This is a genomic window from Marivita geojedonensis (assembly GCF_002115805.1).
GTDB lineage: Bacteria > Pseudomonadota > Alphaproteobacteria > Rhodobacterales > Rhodobacteraceae > Marivita > Marivita geojedonensis.
In genome coordinates this window covers 1-15398 of the sequence record NZ_JFKC01000028.1, presented here as the reverse complement: position 1 = coordinate 15398, position 15398 = coordinate 1, and the positions used below count along the sequence as shown (strand labels likewise).

Sequence of the window (15398 nt, the reverse complement as noted above, 5' to 3'; positions counted from 1 at the left end):
AGTGCCCCCATTATGCAGAATGCGCATATTAGCGCCAGTTTTTCTATTTGACGAGGCTGGTAACATGCACAACTGATACCGGGACTCATTCGAAAGGACGTCTGATGCACTTCTCCCGATTCCCCCGCGTAAACCTTGCTCATCTTCCCACCGCTTTGGAGCCGATGGACCGTTTGTCCAAAGAGCTTGGCGGCCCACGCATCTGGATCAAGCGGGATGACTGCACCGGCATGTCGACCGGCGGAAACAAGACCCGCAAGCTCGAATTCCTGATGGCAGAGGCACAGGCGCAGGGTGCCGATCTCGTCATCACTCAGGGTGCAACACAGTCCAACCACGCCCGCCAGACGGCTGCTTGCGCTGCCAAGCTGGGGATGGACTGCCACATCCTGCTTGAGGATCGCACCGGGTCGAATGATCCGAACTACAATCTGAACGGCAACGTCTTCCTGGACTTCCTGCACGGGGCGACAGCTGAAAAGCGTCCGGGCACCGGTTTGGACATGAATGCTGCGATGGAGGTCGTTGCCGAGAAATTCCGCGCGGAAGGGCGCAACGTCTACACAATTCCCGGCGGTGGATCGAACCCGACCGGCGCGTTGGGCTATGCAAATGCGGCCATGGAATTGGTGACGCAGGCCAATAACATGGGTCTCAAGATCGACCGTATTGTGCACGCGACCGGGAGCGCAGGCACGCAGGCCGGCCTTGTGGTCGGTCTGAAGGCGATCAATGCGAATATCCCGCTGCTGGGCATCGGTGTGCGTGCGCCCAAGCCAAAGCAGGAAGAGAACGTTTATAACCTCGCCGTCAAAACGGCTGAGAAACTAGGTTGCCCCGGTGTTGTGTCCCGTGAGGATGTTGAGGCGAACACCGATTACGTCGGTGAAGGCTACGGCATTCCGACCAAGGAAGGTCTTGCAGCCATCGAAATGTTTGCCCGTCTTGAAGGCATCCTGCTTGATCCGGTCTATTCCGGCAAAGGCGCAGCTGGTCTGATCGACCTGATCCGCAAAGGTGCGTTCGCGGGCGACGAGAATATCGTCTTTGTCCATACGGGCGGTGGTGTCGCGCTTTTTGGCTATACCGCAGCGTTCGACTACGACGCGCCGACCATGGCAGCGGAGTGATGCCCTGATGCAGCCATTCACCGGCAGCTTTACCCAGCAGGAGCCTATTGCCGAAGAGGCGATAGGCGCGGCGGTTGAGGTGCTGCGCAGTGGGCGGCTGCATCGCTACAACACAACCGGCAGTGAGATTGGCGCAGCAGCTGAACTCGAAAAGGCGTATGCAGCATATCAGGGGGCGGCTTACTGTCTGGCGTGCACCTCCGGCGGATATGCAATGGCAACAGCATTGCGTGCGCTGGGCGTGGGTGCCGGTGACAAGGTTCTGACCAACGGGTTTACTCTGGCCCCGGTGCCTGGTGCGATTGCCGGGGTTGGCGCAGAACCCGTACTGGTCGAGATTACACCTGATCTGGTGCTAGATCTGGATGATCTTGAAGCAAAGATCGCCGCAAGCGCGCCGAAGGTTCTCCTGCTGTCGAACATGCGAGGACATCTTTGTGACATGGAGGCACTGATGGCGGTTCTCGATCGCCACAACGTGCCTTTGATCGAGGATTGCGCGCACACGATGGGCGCTGCATGGAACGGCAGGAAATCCGGCAGCTTTGGTATCGCCGGTTGTTTCTCCACCCAGACATATAAGCACATGAACAGCGGTGAAGGGGGGCTTCTGACCTCTGATGATCCGGAATTCATGGCGCGAGCGATCATGTTGTCCGGGTCGTACATGCTCTATGAGCGGCACGGTGCCGGGCCGGCAGCGGACGTGTTCGAGGACATTCGTCTGGACACGCCCAATATGTCTGGTCGCATGGACAATCTGCGCGCGTCCATCCTGCTTCCACAGTTGGCGGGTCTTGAAACCAACATTGACCGCTGGAACGCGCGACATGACCTGATCGCCGATCGCCTGCGCAAGATGAACGGCATTTACGTTCCGCACCGGCCTGACGCCGAGAGATATGTTGGGTCGTCTTTCCAGTTTCTGATGCCTGAAGTCGGTGCAGAGACCATTCGGGAAGTCGTCGAGCGTGTCAGGGCCCTTGGAGTCGAACTCAAGTGGTTCGGGGCAGCCAAGCCGGTTGGATTTACGTCAAACCACCAGAGTTGGCGCTACATGCCCGCTCAGAAAATGCCCAGAACGGATGCGATACTTGCCGGACTGCTTGATATGCGAATTCCATTGACGTTCAGCCTTGAGGATTGCGCGCATGTTGCGGACATTATCGCGCATGTGGTCGGGCAGACCTTACAAAAAGGAGCAGCCTGATGCGCCGGATCGGGGTTCTCGGGGGGATGGGTCCCGAGGCGACAATCTATTTCATGCAAAAGGTTGTGGACGCTGTTCAGGCCCGAGATGATGCGGACCATATTCCGCTTCTCGTCGACAACAACACGCAGGTGCCGTCCCGTATCGCCGCCATTCTTGAAGGACGCGGAGAGGACCCTGGGCCAGTGCTTGCGCAGATGGCAAAGGGATTGGTCGCCGCCGGGGCAGAGGCGCTTGTCATGCCCTGCAACACGGCGCACTACTATGCCGATCAGGTCGCCGCCGCGACGGATAAACCATTTCTGAACATGGTTGAAATGGCGTGCGCCGAAGCTGCGCGAATTTCTCCGGGCGGCAAAGTGGGCCTGCTTGGATCGCCAGCACTTCAGCAGGTCGGCGTATTTGAACGGGCCTTGGCTGATGCGGGCCTGAGCCCGGTTTATGCGTCCGAGCAAGGCCGGGTCCTTGCCACGATCCGGTCGATCAAGTCGCAGGGACCGTCCGAATTTGCCGCCCATACCCTGTCCGATGTTTGTGCCCAGATGGAGGCGGATGGGGCAGATGTGATCTGTATTTGCTGCACTGAGTTTTCACTTTTGACGACAGATATTGTCGCTAAGGTACAAGTGTTCGATGCGCTGCAGGTGCTTGTGAGCGCCGCAGTTGAGTATTCGCGGTCGGGTGTGTCCTCATCCGACGTGAAAGAGGGGGATGACGAAGCAAGAATTGCCACGTCCCTCTGAAACAAAATCAATCAACAGGGAAAGGACATTTATATGAAGATCAAGACAGCAAAGGTGCTGACCACGACCGCTCTTGTGGGAATGATGGCGGCCGGGACGGCTCAGGCGGCAGACATCGTGATCGGTGTGCCGAACTGGGCGTCCGTGAATGCTACGGCCCATGTTCTGGAAGTTGTCATTGAGGACAACCTCGGGCTGGATGTGGAGTTGCAGAACGGCACCAACCCGATTGTGTTCGAGGCAATGGATTCCGGCTCCATGCATGTGCATCCCGAAGTGTGGATGCCCAACCAACAGAACCTGCATGACACCTATGTCAAAGAAAAAGGCAGCGTGGTCATGAACACGAACCCGGTGCAAGCCGAGCAGGGGATGTGCGTTCCGTCCTACATCGCAGAAGAGTACGACATCAAAACCATTGATGATCTCAGTGACCCGGACAAGATCGCGATCTTCGACACCGACGGAAATGGCACGCCGGAAGTCTGGATCGGTGCTCCGGGCTGGGCCTCGACCGTGGTCGAGAAGATCCGCGCGAAGTCGTATGGCTACGACCAGCTGTTCGAACTCACCGAATACGAAGAAACCATTGCCTACGCCAACCTTGCGAATGCAACCACCGCAGGCGATCCGTGGATCGGCTTCTGCTACAGCCCACATTACATCTTTGTGACGCAGGACCTGCACGTTCTTGAAGAGCCTGCACATGATCCGTCTACCTGGACCATCGTTCAGCCGACCGATGATCCGGATTGGCTTGAGAAATCACAGGCATCCACCGCGTGGAACGGTGCGACCCTGCACCTGCATTACGCGAAGGAACTTGAAGACAGCTACCCGGAAGTCGCGTCGCTGTTCCGGAACTACCAGATGTCCGGCGACGACCTCAGCGCAATGGGCAAGGCCCTTGCCGTGGATGGTGTTGAAGCGGCCGACTTTGCCAAGCAATGGGTCGCGGATAACGAAGACACCGTGATCAACTGGCTGACCAACTAAGCCTCTCTCATCAGGGCCGCTGCGATACCGCAGCGGCCCTTTTCCGATGTGCCCTGCGAATACCGCGTTTTTGGGCACGGACAGCATGAGGGAGAGGCGTATGGACGATCCCGTCGTAAAACTTGAAAACGTCTGGAAGATCTTCGGAGAGCGCAGTGACGAGGCGATGAAGGCCGTCCTGAACGAAGGTCTGACCAAGCCCGAAGTCCTCGAACGCTTTCGGTGTGTTGTTGGCGTGCAAGACGCCAGTTTCGAAGTCTCCCGAGGCGAGATCTTTTGCATTATGGGGCTGTCAGGTTCAGGCAAGTCCACCCTTGTGCGACATGTGAACCGATTGATCGAACCGACAGCCGGCAAGATCGAAATTCTGGGGCAGGATGTTTCAGCGATCTCGGCCAGCGAATTGCGTCGCATTCGCGCGCAGCAGATCGGGATGGTGTTCCAGCATATGGCGCTCTTGCCGCACAGGTCGGTGCGGGACAACGTGGCCTATCCGCTGGAAATCAGGAAAGTCTCGAAATCCAAACGCTGGGCGATTTCGGATCATGCGCTGGGCCTTGTCGATCTGACAGGCTATGAAGACCGTCTGCCACGTGAATTGTCGGGCGGGATGCAGCAGCGTGTGGGCATTGCGCGTGCCTTGGCGTCGGACCCTGAAATCCTGCTGATGGACGAACCGTTTTCGGCGCTCGATCCGCTCATCCGGTTGCAGCTGCAGGATCAGTTCAAGGCGCTTGTGGCGCAGCTCAAGAAAACAACCTTGTTCATTACCCACGATCTTGATGAGGCCATCCGGATTGGGCATCGCATTGCCATCATGAAGGATGGGGTCATCGTCCAGATCGGAACCCCGGAAGACATAGTCATGAACCCGGCGGACGACTACGTGCGCGAATTTGTGCAGGGCATCTCGAAGCTCAAGCTGGTGAAAGCCCATTCGATCATGGAGCCTTTGGAGAGCTTCACAGGTTCTCTTGAAGGTGCTCCGCGCGCCGATGAGGGAGCGGATCTGGATCAGTTGATTGATCTTGCCGTGGAAACGGAGCTTCCCGTCGTTATCACACAGGGTAACGCGGATATCGGGATCGTAACCAAGCCGCGCCTGCTGCGCGGAATTCAGGGGGGCAAGAATGAGTGACGCAGCTACGGATGTGAGGGTCACTGCTGCCTCGGATATCGAGGTTGATCGCGAGGCCCTGGACAGTTCCATCCGGACCTTCGCAGACCCGAATGGCGCCTATTATGTCGAAGCCTTTCACAAGATTCACGACAGTACGGGCACCCTTCCGCGAACCTTCAACGTGGCGGCCGCGGTGCTCGGTCCGATCTGGGCGGCATCCCGCGCGATCTGGGGGATGTTCTGGGCTTTCCTGATCCTCGAGATCATTGCATGGGTGCAAATCGGTCGTGGGTTATGGGGGAATCTAGGGGCGGAGTTTCTGGAACGTGCTGAACAACAGCGCGAGCGCATGCAGGAGCGCCTGGATCAGGCCGCCGCAGCTGCTGATGAAACCAGCCGACAGCGTTTTGAAACGCTCGCCGCGAATATGCAGAAAGCGATCGATCAGAACATAGAGCGTGCCGAGGCGGCTCAGGCCGAAGGGTTTGGGATACTGCTCACGGGCGTCGCGTTGTTGCTTTTGTTCAAGCTCATTCAGGGCGTTTACGCCAATGTCGCGTATGAAAAGCAGTATTCACGCTGGCGCATTGATCCGGCTGGAACGGAAAGCGGCAGGTCGACAACCAATCTGGTTCTGGGAGCGGTACTGACCGCAGCCATCGCGCCACTGATCATCTACAAATTCACCGTCAGCAACTCGCTCGCGCTTCTCGACGAGTTCCCGGAGCGTCAGGTCTCTGAGGCTGTCCTTGGTGAAGGCGAAGGGACACTCTTCGGTGCTGTGGCTTCGTGGATGGAGGCCCGTATCGATGCCGCTGCGACTGCGGGCGGGGATGTTTTTGATGGAATCGTAACTGGCGTCAGGACGGTTCTGGACGGTTTGACGCTTGCGTTGAACGGTTCGCCTTGGCCAGTGGTCATGCTGGTCATTGCCGTCACTGCATATCGGGCGGCTGGGCCGAGGGTAGCGATCTTCACCGTTGCTGCGATGGCATACACGGCGTTGCTGGGCTATTGGTCATTGGCGATGGAAACGGTTGCTCTGGTCGGCGCGGCGGTGATCCTGTGCGTAGTGATCGGTATCCCGTTGGGCGTTTGGTTCGGGAAATCGCAGCGCGCGTACCGAATGGCCGAACCCGTGCTCGATCTGATGCAGACGTTGCCTGCTTTCGTCTACCTGATTCCGATCATTGCGTTTTTTGGCACTGGCAACCCGCCGGGCATTCTGGCGACCATCATCTTCGGCATGCCTCCCGTCATTCGTCTGACCGCACTCGGAATGCGTGGCGTACCGGAAAGCATCAAGGAAGCCGCAGTCGCCTTTGGCGCATCCAAATGGCAGCTCTTGAAGGATGTGGAAATTCCCTTGGCACTCCCATCGATCATGGCCGGGGTAAACCAGACAATCCTGATGTGTCTGTCGATGGTGGTGATCATCTCGCTCATAGGCGGGGGCGGCTTGGGCCAGGAAATCCTCGAGGCGCTGCAATTCGCGGCCAAAGGGCCGGGGCTGCTCGGCGGTTTCGCAATCCTGTTCCTTGCCATGGTCATGGATCGCGTCGTGCAAGGCGCGTTCAAGCGGGCGGATCAAAAGTAGAGCGGTTCAGGTGAAACATACCCCGGAGCGCGACATGCGCTCCGGGGTACTAGGTTTTGACCTGGGTCCTTAGACCGATACTCCGGCCAGCAATGCATCCCGATCCAGATCAGCCTTTGCGCCGCTCATTTTTACCGCGCCCCGTTCAAGGACGTAGAACTGATCTCCGAGGTCGTAGGCAAAACTGAAATACTGTTCGACCAGTACGATCGCCATCTCGGCCTGTTCGCGCAGAAGGGCAATGACCCGTCCGATCTGCTGGATAATGTTGGGCTGAATGCCTTCGGTCGGTTCGTCCAGAAGCAGGAGTTTCGGCTTCGTGATCAGCGCGCGTGCAATTGCGAGTTGCTGCTGCTGTCCTCCAGACAGGTCGCCGCCACGCCGATTGAGGAAGTCCTTGAGGATCGGGAAAAGCTCGAAGATGTGTTCGGGAATTGCGCGCTCTGACTTCGGCAGGCAGGCAAACCCAGTCTCAAGGTTTTCACGCACCGTAAGAAGGGGAAAGATGTCACGGCCTTGCGGCACGTAAGCAACGCCCTTTTGGGCCAGAGCATGAGCGGATGCGTGATCAATGGTTTCACCATTCAGCGACAGTGTCCCGCCGGAATAGGCATGGGTGCCCGAGATCGCCTTGAGCAGGCTGGTCTTGCCGACACCGTTGGTGCCCATGACGCAGGTGATTTCTCCTTTTCGGGCAGCCATGTCGATGCCGTTGAGGATCTGACTGCCGCCGTAATGCAGAGTCAGGCGTTCGGTTTTCAGGATTTCATCGGCCAAGATACACCTCGATCACCTGTTCGTTTTTCGTGACGTGGTCAAGCGAGCCTTCGGCCAGAACCGACCCTTCGTGAAGCACGGTCACCTTGCATTCGAGCCGGCGAACGAACTCCATGTCGTGTTCCACCACCACGACAGCGCGGGTCTTTGCTGCCTCCCGCAGGATGTCGGTGGTGTGCTCGCGTTCAGCAGGGGTCATCCCAGCGGCTGGTTCGTCGACCAGCAGGAGACGCGGGTCTTGCGCCAGAAGCATCCCGATTTCGAGCCACTGCTTCTGTCCGTGGCTGAGCTCACCGGATTTCCGGTGCAGCGCGCCTGAGAGACCGATTTGATCGGCGAGATCCGCCACCTTGTCTTTGTCTTCATGAGACGGTTTGAAGAACAGAACCGCCAGTGGGCCACGCGTCTTTTTCAGCGCCATCATCAGGTTGTCGAAGACGCTCTGATCTTCGAAGACTGTGGGGCGCTGGAATTTCCGACCCACACCGGCCTGCGCAATTTTGCTTTCCGACATCTTGAGAAGCGATGCTCCCTTGTCGCCATAGATCACCCGGCCTTCGTCTGGTTTCGTCTTGCCAGTGATGATGTCCATAAACGTGGTTTTGCCCGCACCGTTTGGCCCGATCACCGCGCGCAGTTCCGCATCCGCGATCTGGAAAGACAGATTATTGATGGCCTTGAACCCGTCAAAGGACACCGAGACGCCTGAAACTTCGAGAAGAGTGCTCATTTGTCTGCCTCCTGTTCCCGCAATGCGCCTTGATCCGGACCAAGGTCTGCGCCGTGCCGGTTGGGGCTTTTGCGGTCGATCAGAATATCCACCAAGCCGCCGATGCCTTTGGGCGCAAAGAGCGTGACCGCCACGAACGACAGGCCCAACAGCACGGTCCACCAGTCCACCCAGCTGATTGTGTAAAACCCAAGATTGATATCAGGTGCCTGGCCACCGGTGAACCAAGTCGACAGCAACGATACGAACGCTGCGCCGATGACAGCGCCATAGAGCCGACCACGCCCACCAATGGCGACCCACACGGCAAGGTAGATCGACGCGATGGGAGCGATTTCTGCCGGGTTCACAATGCCCGCCTGCGGATAGTAGAGCGCCCCGGCAATGCCCGCGATCACGGCGGTCAGCGTAAAGATCACCAGTTTGAACGCCTCGACCGGATATCCAAGGAAGCGCACCCGTGCCTCGTCATCTCGAATGGCGCGGATCACGGATCCGAACTTTCCCGACACGATCCAAGCGCAGAGCACATAGCCCAGACCCAAGGCGAGGGCCGAGGCCCAGAAAAACCACAGCGACACAGTCGCCTGAGGAACGTCATCCAGACCCGGCAGGTTCTGCAACCCGGACAACCCATTGTTCCCGCGCAATCCGCTGTCATTCTGAAAGAGGTGCAACGACAGCGCCAAGGTCATCGCCTGGGTCAGGATGGACAGGTACACACCCGTCACACGGCTGCGAAAGGCCAGCCAGCCAAAGACCAGTGCCAGCAGACCCGGAACGATGATCACGGCCGCCAGTTGAAGCGGCAACGAATGTGCAAAGGCCCAGATCGGAGGAAACTCGGACGACCCGACGACACCGAAGATCTGTGTGGCAATCCCATCGGACACCTCCTGCGCAGTTGGCGGCAGTTCGGCAGCGGCAAGGCTTTCCAGAACAATGATCTCGGTCCGGGCATACATCAGCCACATGCCGATCGCGTAGCCGCCGATCCCGAAGAACGCCATGTGTCCCAATGAGAGGATTCCACAATAGCCCCAGACCAGGTCCATCGCCAAAGCGACGAGGCAAAGGCACAGTGTCTTGCCAAGCGTCTTGATGAAGCTGGTAGAAATGACGCCAATCCCGAACCCTTCCGACAGGATCGTCACCCCGACGGTAAACAGTGCAAGGATGGCCAGAAAGATCATCACAGACGGAAAGCGCAGCGCGAAAGGCTGGCGGCGGGGGAGGGCAGCGTCAGTCATGTCTTACGCCTCCGCCGCGCGGCCCTTGAGGGCGATGATGCCCTTTGGCCGGAACTGGATGAACAGGATGATGAACAGGATCATGTAGGTCTGCGCCGCCAGCGTGTTCGACGGGTTGAACCATTCGATGCCTTTTTGCAGGAAGCCGACCATAGTGGCGCCCAGCAGCGTGCCCCAGATATTGCCGACGCCGCCGACCACAACGGTCATGAAGCTCTGCACGATGTAATCGCTGCCCATCTCGGACGTGACCTTGGCATAAAGCCCGATGGCGACCCCGGCGATGCCCGCGATGCCCGAGCCGAAGCCGAAGGTCAGCATGTTGATCTTGTCGGGATTGATCCCCATCGATGCCGCCATGCGCGGGTTCTGGGTCACAGCGCGCACCTCGAGCCCCAGCCGTGTGCGGTTCATCACGAACAGGAACAGCGCGAGGAACAGAAGCGCCAGCACGAAAATCGCGATGCGGATATAGCTGATCGACACGATGTCGTTGATGACCAGCGATCCGTCCAACCAACCCGGCGCAGTCAAAGGCCGGGCCTGCGTGCCAAAGATGTTCTTGGCGATCTGCTGCAGCGCGATGGAGATGCCGAATGTGGCCAGCAGCGTTTCCAGCGGGCGATGGTAGAGCCAGCGGATCACCAGCCGCTCCATCGCCACACCCGCGCCAAAGGTAACGGCAAAGGCCAGCGGGATCGCGACGAGGATCGACAGCGTGTAGTCGGGAATGAACAGCTGGACGACATAGCCCGTGTAGGCGCCCATCATGATGAATTCGCCATGCGCCATGTTGATGACACCCATCACACCAAAGGTGATGGCAAGACCGATGGCAGCGAGGAAATAGATCGAAGCCAGCGATAGAGCGTCAAGACCAAGATCAAAGGCCTGATTGACCGCCACTTTGTTTTCAATGGCTTTCAGTGCCAATTGTGCGGCCGCAACTACCTCGGGTGGGGCACCGACGTAGCGTTCGTAGAAGACATGATTTGCGAGACGCTCATTCACTTCAGCTTCGGTTGCGGCGGCAGTGACCGTTCCCTGCTCAGCGAGTGCGGCGTAGGCCATGTCGCGTGCAGCTTGCGTGTCGAGTGTGGCGACCTGGATTCCCGCGACCTGCCCATCAGCAATATTCGCGATCAGCGCCTGACGCTGATCATCCAGACTGATCCTGGGTCTGGCAAGCTCGGCGCGAACCAGCAAATCATAAGCGTCTTCGCGTGAGAGCGCTTCCGAGCCGGGTTTCAGAATACGCCCCACGTCGGCGTCTTCTGGCACGGTTTCTGCCGCTTCCACGCGGACAGCGAGCAGGGGGTTAAGTGCAGCGCGTACATCGACGCCGAGGTCCCCGTCAAAGCTTTCAATCGCCTCGATCCGTTCCTGATCGGCCTCGCCGTAGGAAATCGTCAGAAGACGCTCCAAACGCTTCTTCCGAGTCAACAGGGCTTCATCGGTCTCCTGTGGGATGCTTGCCCGCAGCGCGGTGAGGTGACTTTCTTCCGCCCCGCGCTCGATCGCGTCCAGAGCGCGCTGGCGCGTTTCGGGGTTTGGGTCACTCAGTTGAAATTGGACGAGGGCGGTGGCGATCATGCCGCGTATGCCCGAATTGGGCTTGAGTTGATCAAAGCCTTCATCTGGCACGACACCGATTTCCGAACCGTCGGCGAAATCGAAAATTCGCAATGTGTCCCGATCGACTTCTTCGGCAAAAACGAACAGCCCGGTTTCTTCGTTGACCCACATCTCTTTGTTCTGCCAACGGTCGAGGACCGTTTGTGACTCTGGCAAACCTGAGTTCGCGAGCGCATCGACCGCAGGTCCGATCGTCCTGCGAGAACTCTTCAGAATGATCTCGCTGTGGGTTTGCAGAAGCTGCTGTATCGGTGCCTCTGCCTGTTGAGACTGAGCCGGAAGAGCAAGTGATATCGAAACGAGGAGAAAAGCGGCAAGACGCAGCATTGGGTCATCCGTTTGATGTGGCGCAACCTCGGTTGCGCCGGGAATGGATGTAGAGAAGGGGTGCGTGCGGAAGCACGCACCTCAGTTCTTTAGTAGTTCGATTTGATCTGAACGCAGGTGCTGGTCTCGGTGTTGTACATACCGCAGCCCAGTTCCGCCCAATCGGATTTGAGAACCGCCGATTCCGGCAGGAAGTCGGTCCAGGCGTCGCCCGGGACTTCTTCGGTCTGGCTGATGATGTCGAACTGTCCATCCTCTGTGATTTCACCGATCAGAACCGGCTTCGAGAGGTGGTGGTTCGGCAGCATGACAGCAGTTCCGCCGGTCAGGTTCGGGAATTCCTGACCGTACATTGCGGTCCGGACGGCATCCACATCGGTTGTGCCGGCATCGGTCACGGCGTTCACCCACATGTTGAAGCCGATGTAGTGCGCTTCCATCGGGTCGTTGGTCACACGCTCTTCACCCATGCGGGCTTTCCAAGCAGCGACCCACTCTTCGTTGGCCGGTGTGTCGGCGGACTGGAAGTAGTTCCAAGCCGCGAGGTGGCCGACCAGGTTCGTGGTGTCCAGACCGGAGAGTTCTTCTTCACCCACCGAGAACGCAACAACAGGGATATCGTCGGCGGAAATACCGGCAGCCGCCAGTTCCTTGTAGAAGCCGATGTTCGCGTCGCCGTTGATGGTTGAGATCACGCCAACCTTTTTGCCGTCTGCGCCAAGCGCCACGACGTCAGCCACGATCTTGGACCAGTCGGAGTGACCAAAAGGTGTGTAGTTTACGAAGATGTCTTCTTCCGCGATGCCTTTGTCTTTCAGATAGGCTTCGAGAATGTTGTTCGTGGTGCGCGGGTAAACATAGTCGGTTCCCAGAAGCGCAAATTTCTCAACGCCGAGTTCTTCGAGGAAGTAATCGGTGGCCGGGATCGCCTGCTGGTTCGGGGCCGCACCTGTGTAGAACACGTTCTTGGAGCTTTCCTCACCTTCATACTGAACAGGGTAGAACATCAGGCCATTGAGTTCTTCCAGAACCGGCAGCGCCGATTTGCGCGACACCGAGGTCCACGAGCCGAAGATCACGTCCACGTTCTGAACCGTCAGAAGCTCGCGTGCCTTTTCGGCAAAGAGCGGCCAGTCAGAGGCAGGGTCGACGACGACCGCTTCGAGCTGGCAACCCAACAGACCACCTTTTTCATTCTGCTGATCAACCAGCATCTCCATCGTGTCTTTAAGCGTGGTTTCTGAGATGGCCATGGTGCCCGACAGAGAGTGCAGGACACCAACTTTGATCGGACAGGTCACGTCCTGCGCGAAAGCGGGAAGTGTGGACACGAAAAGCGCGGCAGCCGCTGTTGTGCTGAGGAATTTCATCGACATTATGCAAACGTCCTTCATACGTTTTGCGCAACGGCGGTTGCCAAGAGCAGTTCCGGCCCCCAAATACCGCTGACGCAAGTCAATTGCGGAGTGCGGTGGGGCTTGGAATTGAACGGCCGGCCTCATCGCACGCTATCTGCTGATGATCACCATCAGCCGCCGGTATCTAGGATGGAGTTTTTCGGGACAGGAACAGACTCAGTGCTCGCGGCGCATCTGGACAGGCAGTTTGCCTACGTTTTGATCTTCAAATGGCCGTTTGTCTGTTTTTTGGGCGGATCCGCTTGTCGCTGCGCCCTATTGTGACGCTTTCCAAGTTTCCTGATTCATCAATCGATCAAGTTTCGGGGCGTCTTGGGCGGCCATTCGCGGCTTGTCTTCTGGAGGTGCGAGCAAGAACTTCTGGCAGTGGTTAAGCGATTGAATCGCTCGTTTCTCGGCCCAAGAGGCCTTTCTGGGATCGCTTGAAAAAGCGGCCTGGGTCAGAAGCGAGGCATGTGCCATTTTCGCATTGATGCGCGCGGCCAAAACCTTTGTGGCGATCTCGGGTGTTACCAAGGTGTCCAGAATGTCGATCAGGTGTGATCGTTGTGTTTCAATATGTTGGCTTGGCTGGTCGGCATAAAGCCAATGATGCTCCATTTGTGCCGAGTAGCGACCGACACATTCGGTGATACTGGCCAGCAAGGCTTCGTCGGATCTTGCTGGCAAAGTCCCCAAGATCGCAACGATTGACGCATATCCCAAAGTTTTCAAAACGCCCATTTCTTGAGCGTGTCGCACGAATTTCCATCGCGCAAGTTATGGTTTGGACCCAAAGACAGGAATCGTCCTGGTGAGTCCAAATTGCAGCAGGTCCTGATAGTTCAGGATCGATTGAAGCTAGAGCTTCTCAACCCTGTTTCTTGGCAGTGAGATCCGCGTTTGTTGACCCATTAAGTCCATGAGGATTTGGATACGTTCCCCTTCTTGAAGGGATTCGATCCGCGCGATCACTTCAGCAAATGGGCCAGACAGCACGCGAATCCTGTCACCTTCGCTGAGGTCAGGAGGCGCGCCCACGACATCTTCCTCATCACACCGCGCCATGAGGCCCGCCATGAAGGAGGCCGGCAGAGGTACTGGGTTCCGAATGTCAGTGATGATCAATCGTGAAATGCCGCGGGTTGAATTGATCGCCGTCCATCCAGATACATTCGGATCAAATGCAATGAACAGGTAGCCCGGAAACAGAGGGGCAAATCTATTTGTGCGGCGCCCGTTGCGTAACGCGCTTTCCAATCGTTTTGGGCAAAAGCTCTGGAAGCCCTGACGGCTCAGGTTTTCCTCTGCCCGCTTCAGACCCTGCGGCCTGAGTTGCGCGACATACCAATTTTCGGCGGGTCTCTTGGACATGTCCAACGCCCTCGCTGACCATTTCAGACCAGTGCGTTCTGTCGTTCATCGATCAGATTTGCAACCAATTCGAGTTCAGCTTGAAAGAACAAAACTTGAAGACAGTTGTGACTTCAAAGCCCTGTTAATCGGTAGCCGCTTAACTGTCCCCGTGGTGGGCGGACCGTCCTGTGTTCGCCTGGGTAGTCGAGTTCCAAAATCAGGGTGAAACCCATGAAATTCCCAAGTTCTGCGCAACGCATGTTGCGCAATCCCTTCCGTATTGTCTCTGCGTCCGTTGTTTGCTTCACGCTCGTCGGCGGTGCCTTGCAGGCACAGTCTGCAGCCTTTGTTGTTGGAAATGATCGTGGCGGAATAGTTGGTGACCGCGCAGCCGAGATTCGTCGGTTGAAGTCCGCTGGGCGGAGGGTCGAGATCCGCGGGCGCATCTGTTTGTCGTCTTGTACGATGTATCTAGGCGCTGGAGATGTTTGTGTTGATCCTGAAACACGCTTTGGCTTTCACGGCCCAAGCTACTACGGTCAACCACTGGCGCCACAGCATTTTGAATACTGGTCAGAGGTTATTGCAGACCACTATCCAAAGCCGCTCAAGGACTGGTTTATGTCCACCGCGCGCTATCGCATGAATGGGTACCACACGATCAAGGGAGCGGAACTGATCCGTTTGGGAACCCCAGAATGCTGAAAGCACTGGCCAAATTGGCCAGTGCCCCAAAAACGGCTCAAACAAGCAATTGCTGTTAGCGCGTGTCCGAGGTGCTCGAGTTGTTGCCGAGTGCTGCCGCGCCAAGGACAACTGCAAACAAGCCACCGGCGATCGGAACAAAGTTGGTAGCAACTGCACCGCCAGCGGCCGCAGCGCCGCCTCCACCGAGCCAGCCTGCGCCTGCATTGCAGGTTACCCCGATGCGACCGTCATCAAGCCAGCGAGCGGAAAGTATAGCGCGATCTTCGCCGCAAGCTTCCTGCGCACGGGCGATTTCCATTGCGCTCGCAGCATCGCCAGCAGCCCAAACCGAAGTCGAGGAAAGTGCGATAACAGCGGCAGCAGACATAAGCGACTTCTTCATTGCGATCTCCAAACCAAACAACATTTGGCTAGGGTCAGGA

15 protein-coding genes are annotated in these 15398 nt (G+C 57.5%); 7 read left to right on the top strand and 8 right to left on the bottom strand.

The features are described 5' to 3' along the window. The first annotated feature begins 104 nt into the window (after positions 1-104). The 6 genes from cuyA to MGEO_RS18520 all read left to right on the top strand — a co-directional run bounded on the left by cuyA (position 105) and on the right by MGEO_RS18520 (position 6796). Positions 105-1130, top strand: coding sequence for a D-cysteate sulfo-lyase (gene cuyA / locus MGEO_RS18545; RefSeq protein ID WP_085641172.1), 1026 nt, complete (start codon positions 105-107; stop codon positions 1128-1130). Positions 1131-1137: 7 nt separating this feature from the next. Beyond that, positions 1138-2340 (top strand): DegT/DnrJ/EryC1/StrS family aminotransferase, encoded by a 1203-nt coding sequence (locus tag MGEO_RS18540; RefSeq protein WP_085641170.1) that lies wholly within the window; start codon positions 1138-1140, stop codon positions 2338-2340. Beyond that, on the top strand, positions 2340-3083 hold the full coding sequence (gene cuyB / locus MGEO_RS18535; RefSeq protein WP_085641168.1) for a cysteate racemase: 744 nt from the start codon (positions 2340-2342) through the stop codon (positions 3081-3083). Before MGEO_RS18540 ends, cuyB begins: the two co-directional genes overlap by 1 nt. A gap of 33 nt (positions 3084-3116) precedes the next feature. Continuing rightward, positions 3117-4079, top strand: coding sequence for an ABC transporter substrate-binding protein (locus MGEO_RS18530; RefSeq protein ID WP_085641166.1), 963 nt, complete (start codon positions 3117-3119; stop codon positions 4077-4079). Positions 4080-4179: 100 nt separating this feature from the next. Continuing rightward, on the top strand, positions 4180-5217 hold the full coding sequence (locus MGEO_RS18525; protein WP_085641164.1) for a quaternary amine ABC transporter ATP-binding protein: 1038 nt from the start codon (positions 4180-4182) through the stop codon (positions 5215-5217). After that, a complete protein-coding gene (locus MGEO_RS18520; RefSeq protein ID WP_085641162.1) occupies positions 5210-6796 on the top strand; it encodes an ABC transporter permease in 1587 nt (528 codons plus the stop codon). Before MGEO_RS18525 ends, MGEO_RS18520 begins: the two co-directional genes overlap by 8 nt. A gap of 69 nt (positions 6797-6865) precedes the next feature. On the opposite strand, the gene urtE is transcribed toward MGEO_RS18520, so the two are convergent. From urtE to nusG, 7 genes are all read right to left on the bottom strand, one after another. Next, entirely contained in the window at positions 6866-7561 is a 696-nt protein-coding gene (gene urtE, locus MGEO_RS18515; protein WP_106299234.1) for an urea ABC transporter ATP-binding subunit UrtE, read from the bottom strand. Position 7562: 1 nt separating this feature from the next. Continuing rightward, entirely contained in the window at positions 7563-8303 is a 741-nt protein-coding gene (urtD, locus tag MGEO_RS18510) for an urea ABC transporter ATP-binding protein UrtD (protein WP_085641158.1), read from the bottom strand. Continuing rightward, complete coding sequence (gene urtC, locus MGEO_RS18505; RefSeq protein ID WP_085641156.1) at positions 8300-9553, bottom strand: urea ABC transporter permease subunit UrtC; 1254 nt, start codon at positions 9551-9553, stop codon at positions 8300-8302. The genes urtD and urtC overlap by 4 nt, the downstream gene beginning before the upstream one ends. Positions 9554-9556: 3 nt before the next feature. Further along, entirely contained in the window at positions 9557-11515 is a 1959-nt protein-coding gene (gene urtB / locus MGEO_RS18500) for an urea ABC transporter permease subunit UrtB (RefSeq protein ID WP_085641154.1), read from the bottom strand. Positions 11516-11604: 89 nt separating this feature from the next. Then, a complete protein-coding gene (gene urtA, locus MGEO_RS18495; protein WP_106299235.1) occupies positions 11605-12885 on the bottom strand; it encodes an urea ABC transporter substrate-binding protein in 1281 nt (426 codons plus the stop codon). Between the two features lie 303 nt (positions 12886-13188). Next, positions 13189-13656, bottom strand: coding sequence for a hypothetical protein (locus MGEO_RS18490; protein WP_085641150.1), 468 nt, complete (start codon positions 13654-13656; stop codon positions 13189-13191). Positions 13657-13773: 117 nt separating this feature from the next. Then, on the bottom strand, positions 13774-14286 hold the full coding sequence (gene nusG, locus MGEO_RS18485) for a transcription termination/antitermination protein NusG (RefSeq protein WP_085641149.1): 513 nt from the start codon (positions 14284-14286) through the stop codon (positions 13774-13776). Between the two features lie 213 nt (positions 14287-14499). Between nusG and MGEO_RS18480 the strand changes: the two genes are divergently transcribed. Continuing rightward, positions 14500-14973, top strand: coding sequence for a hypothetical protein (locus MGEO_RS18480; RefSeq protein WP_085641147.1), 474 nt, complete (start codon positions 14500-14502; stop codon positions 14971-14973). A gap of 55 nt (positions 14974-15028) precedes the next feature. Here MGEO_RS18480 and MGEO_RS18475 read toward each other — a convergent pair whose 3' ends face one another. Further along, on the bottom strand, positions 15029-15358 hold the full coding sequence (locus MGEO_RS18475) for a hypothetical protein (RefSeq protein ID WP_143746300.1): 330 nt from the start codon (positions 15356-15358) through the stop codon (positions 15029-15031). Positions 15359-15398: the final 40 nt, after the last annotated feature.

What these genes read in the sequence shown, in the direction of transcription:
- MGEO_RS18490 (WP_085641150.1), bottom strand. Translation starts at nt 13,656, where the DNA reads ATGGGCGTTTTGAAAACTTTGGGATATGCGTCAATCGTTGCGATCTTG.
- MGEO_RS18475 (WP_143746300.1), bottom strand. Translation starts at nt 15,358, where the DNA reads ATGAAGAAGTCGCTTATGTCTGCTGCCGCTGTTATCGCACTTTCCTCG.
- urtD (WP_085641158.1), bottom strand. Translation starts at nt 8,303, where the DNA reads ATGAGCACTCTTCTCGAAGTTTCAGGCGTCTCGGTGTCCTTTGACGGG.
- MGEO_RS18520 (WP_085641162.1), top strand. Translation starts at nt 5,210, where the DNA reads ATGAGTGACGCAGCTACGGATGTGAGGGTCACTGCTGCCTCGGATATC.
- urtC (WP_085641156.1), bottom strand. Translation starts at nt 9,553, where the DNA reads ATGACTGACGCTGCCCTCCCCCGCCGCCAGCCTTTCGCGCTGCGCTTT.
- MGEO_RS18530 (WP_085641166.1), top strand. Translation starts at nt 3,117, where the DNA reads ATGAAGATCAAGACAGCAAAGGTGCTGACCACGACCGCTCTTGTGGGA.
- cuyB (WP_085641168.1), top strand. Translation starts at nt 2,340, where the DNA reads ATGCGCCGGATCGGGGTTCTCGGGGGGATGGGTCCCGAGGCGACAATC.
- urtA (WP_106299235.1), bottom strand. Translation starts at nt 12,885, where the DNA reads ATGAAATTCCTCAGCACAACAGCGGCTGCCGCGCTTTTCGTGTCCACA.
- MGEO_RS18540 (WP_085641170.1), top strand. Translation starts at nt 1,138, where the DNA reads ATGCAGCCATTCACCGGCAGCTTTACCCAGCAGGAGCCTATTGCCGAA.
- MGEO_RS18480 (WP_085641147.1), top strand. Translation starts at nt 14,500, where the DNA reads ATGAAATTCCCAAGTTCTGCGCAACGCATGTTGCGCAATCCCTTCCGT.
- urtB (WP_085641154.1), bottom strand. Translation starts at nt 11,515, where the DNA reads ATGCTGCGTCTTGCCGCTTTTCTCCTCGTTTCGATATCACTTGCTCTT.
- nusG (WP_085641149.1), bottom strand. Translation starts at nt 14,286, where the DNA reads ATGTCCAAGAGACCCGCCGAAAATTGGTATGTCGCGCAACTCAGGCCG.
- MGEO_RS18525 (WP_085641164.1), top strand. Translation starts at nt 4,180, where the DNA reads ATGGACGATCCCGTCGTAAAACTTGAAAACGTCTGGAAGATCTTCGGA.
- cuyA (WP_085641172.1), top strand. Translation starts at nt 105, where the DNA reads ATGCACTTCTCCCGATTCCCCCGCGTAAACCTTGCTCATCTTCCCACC.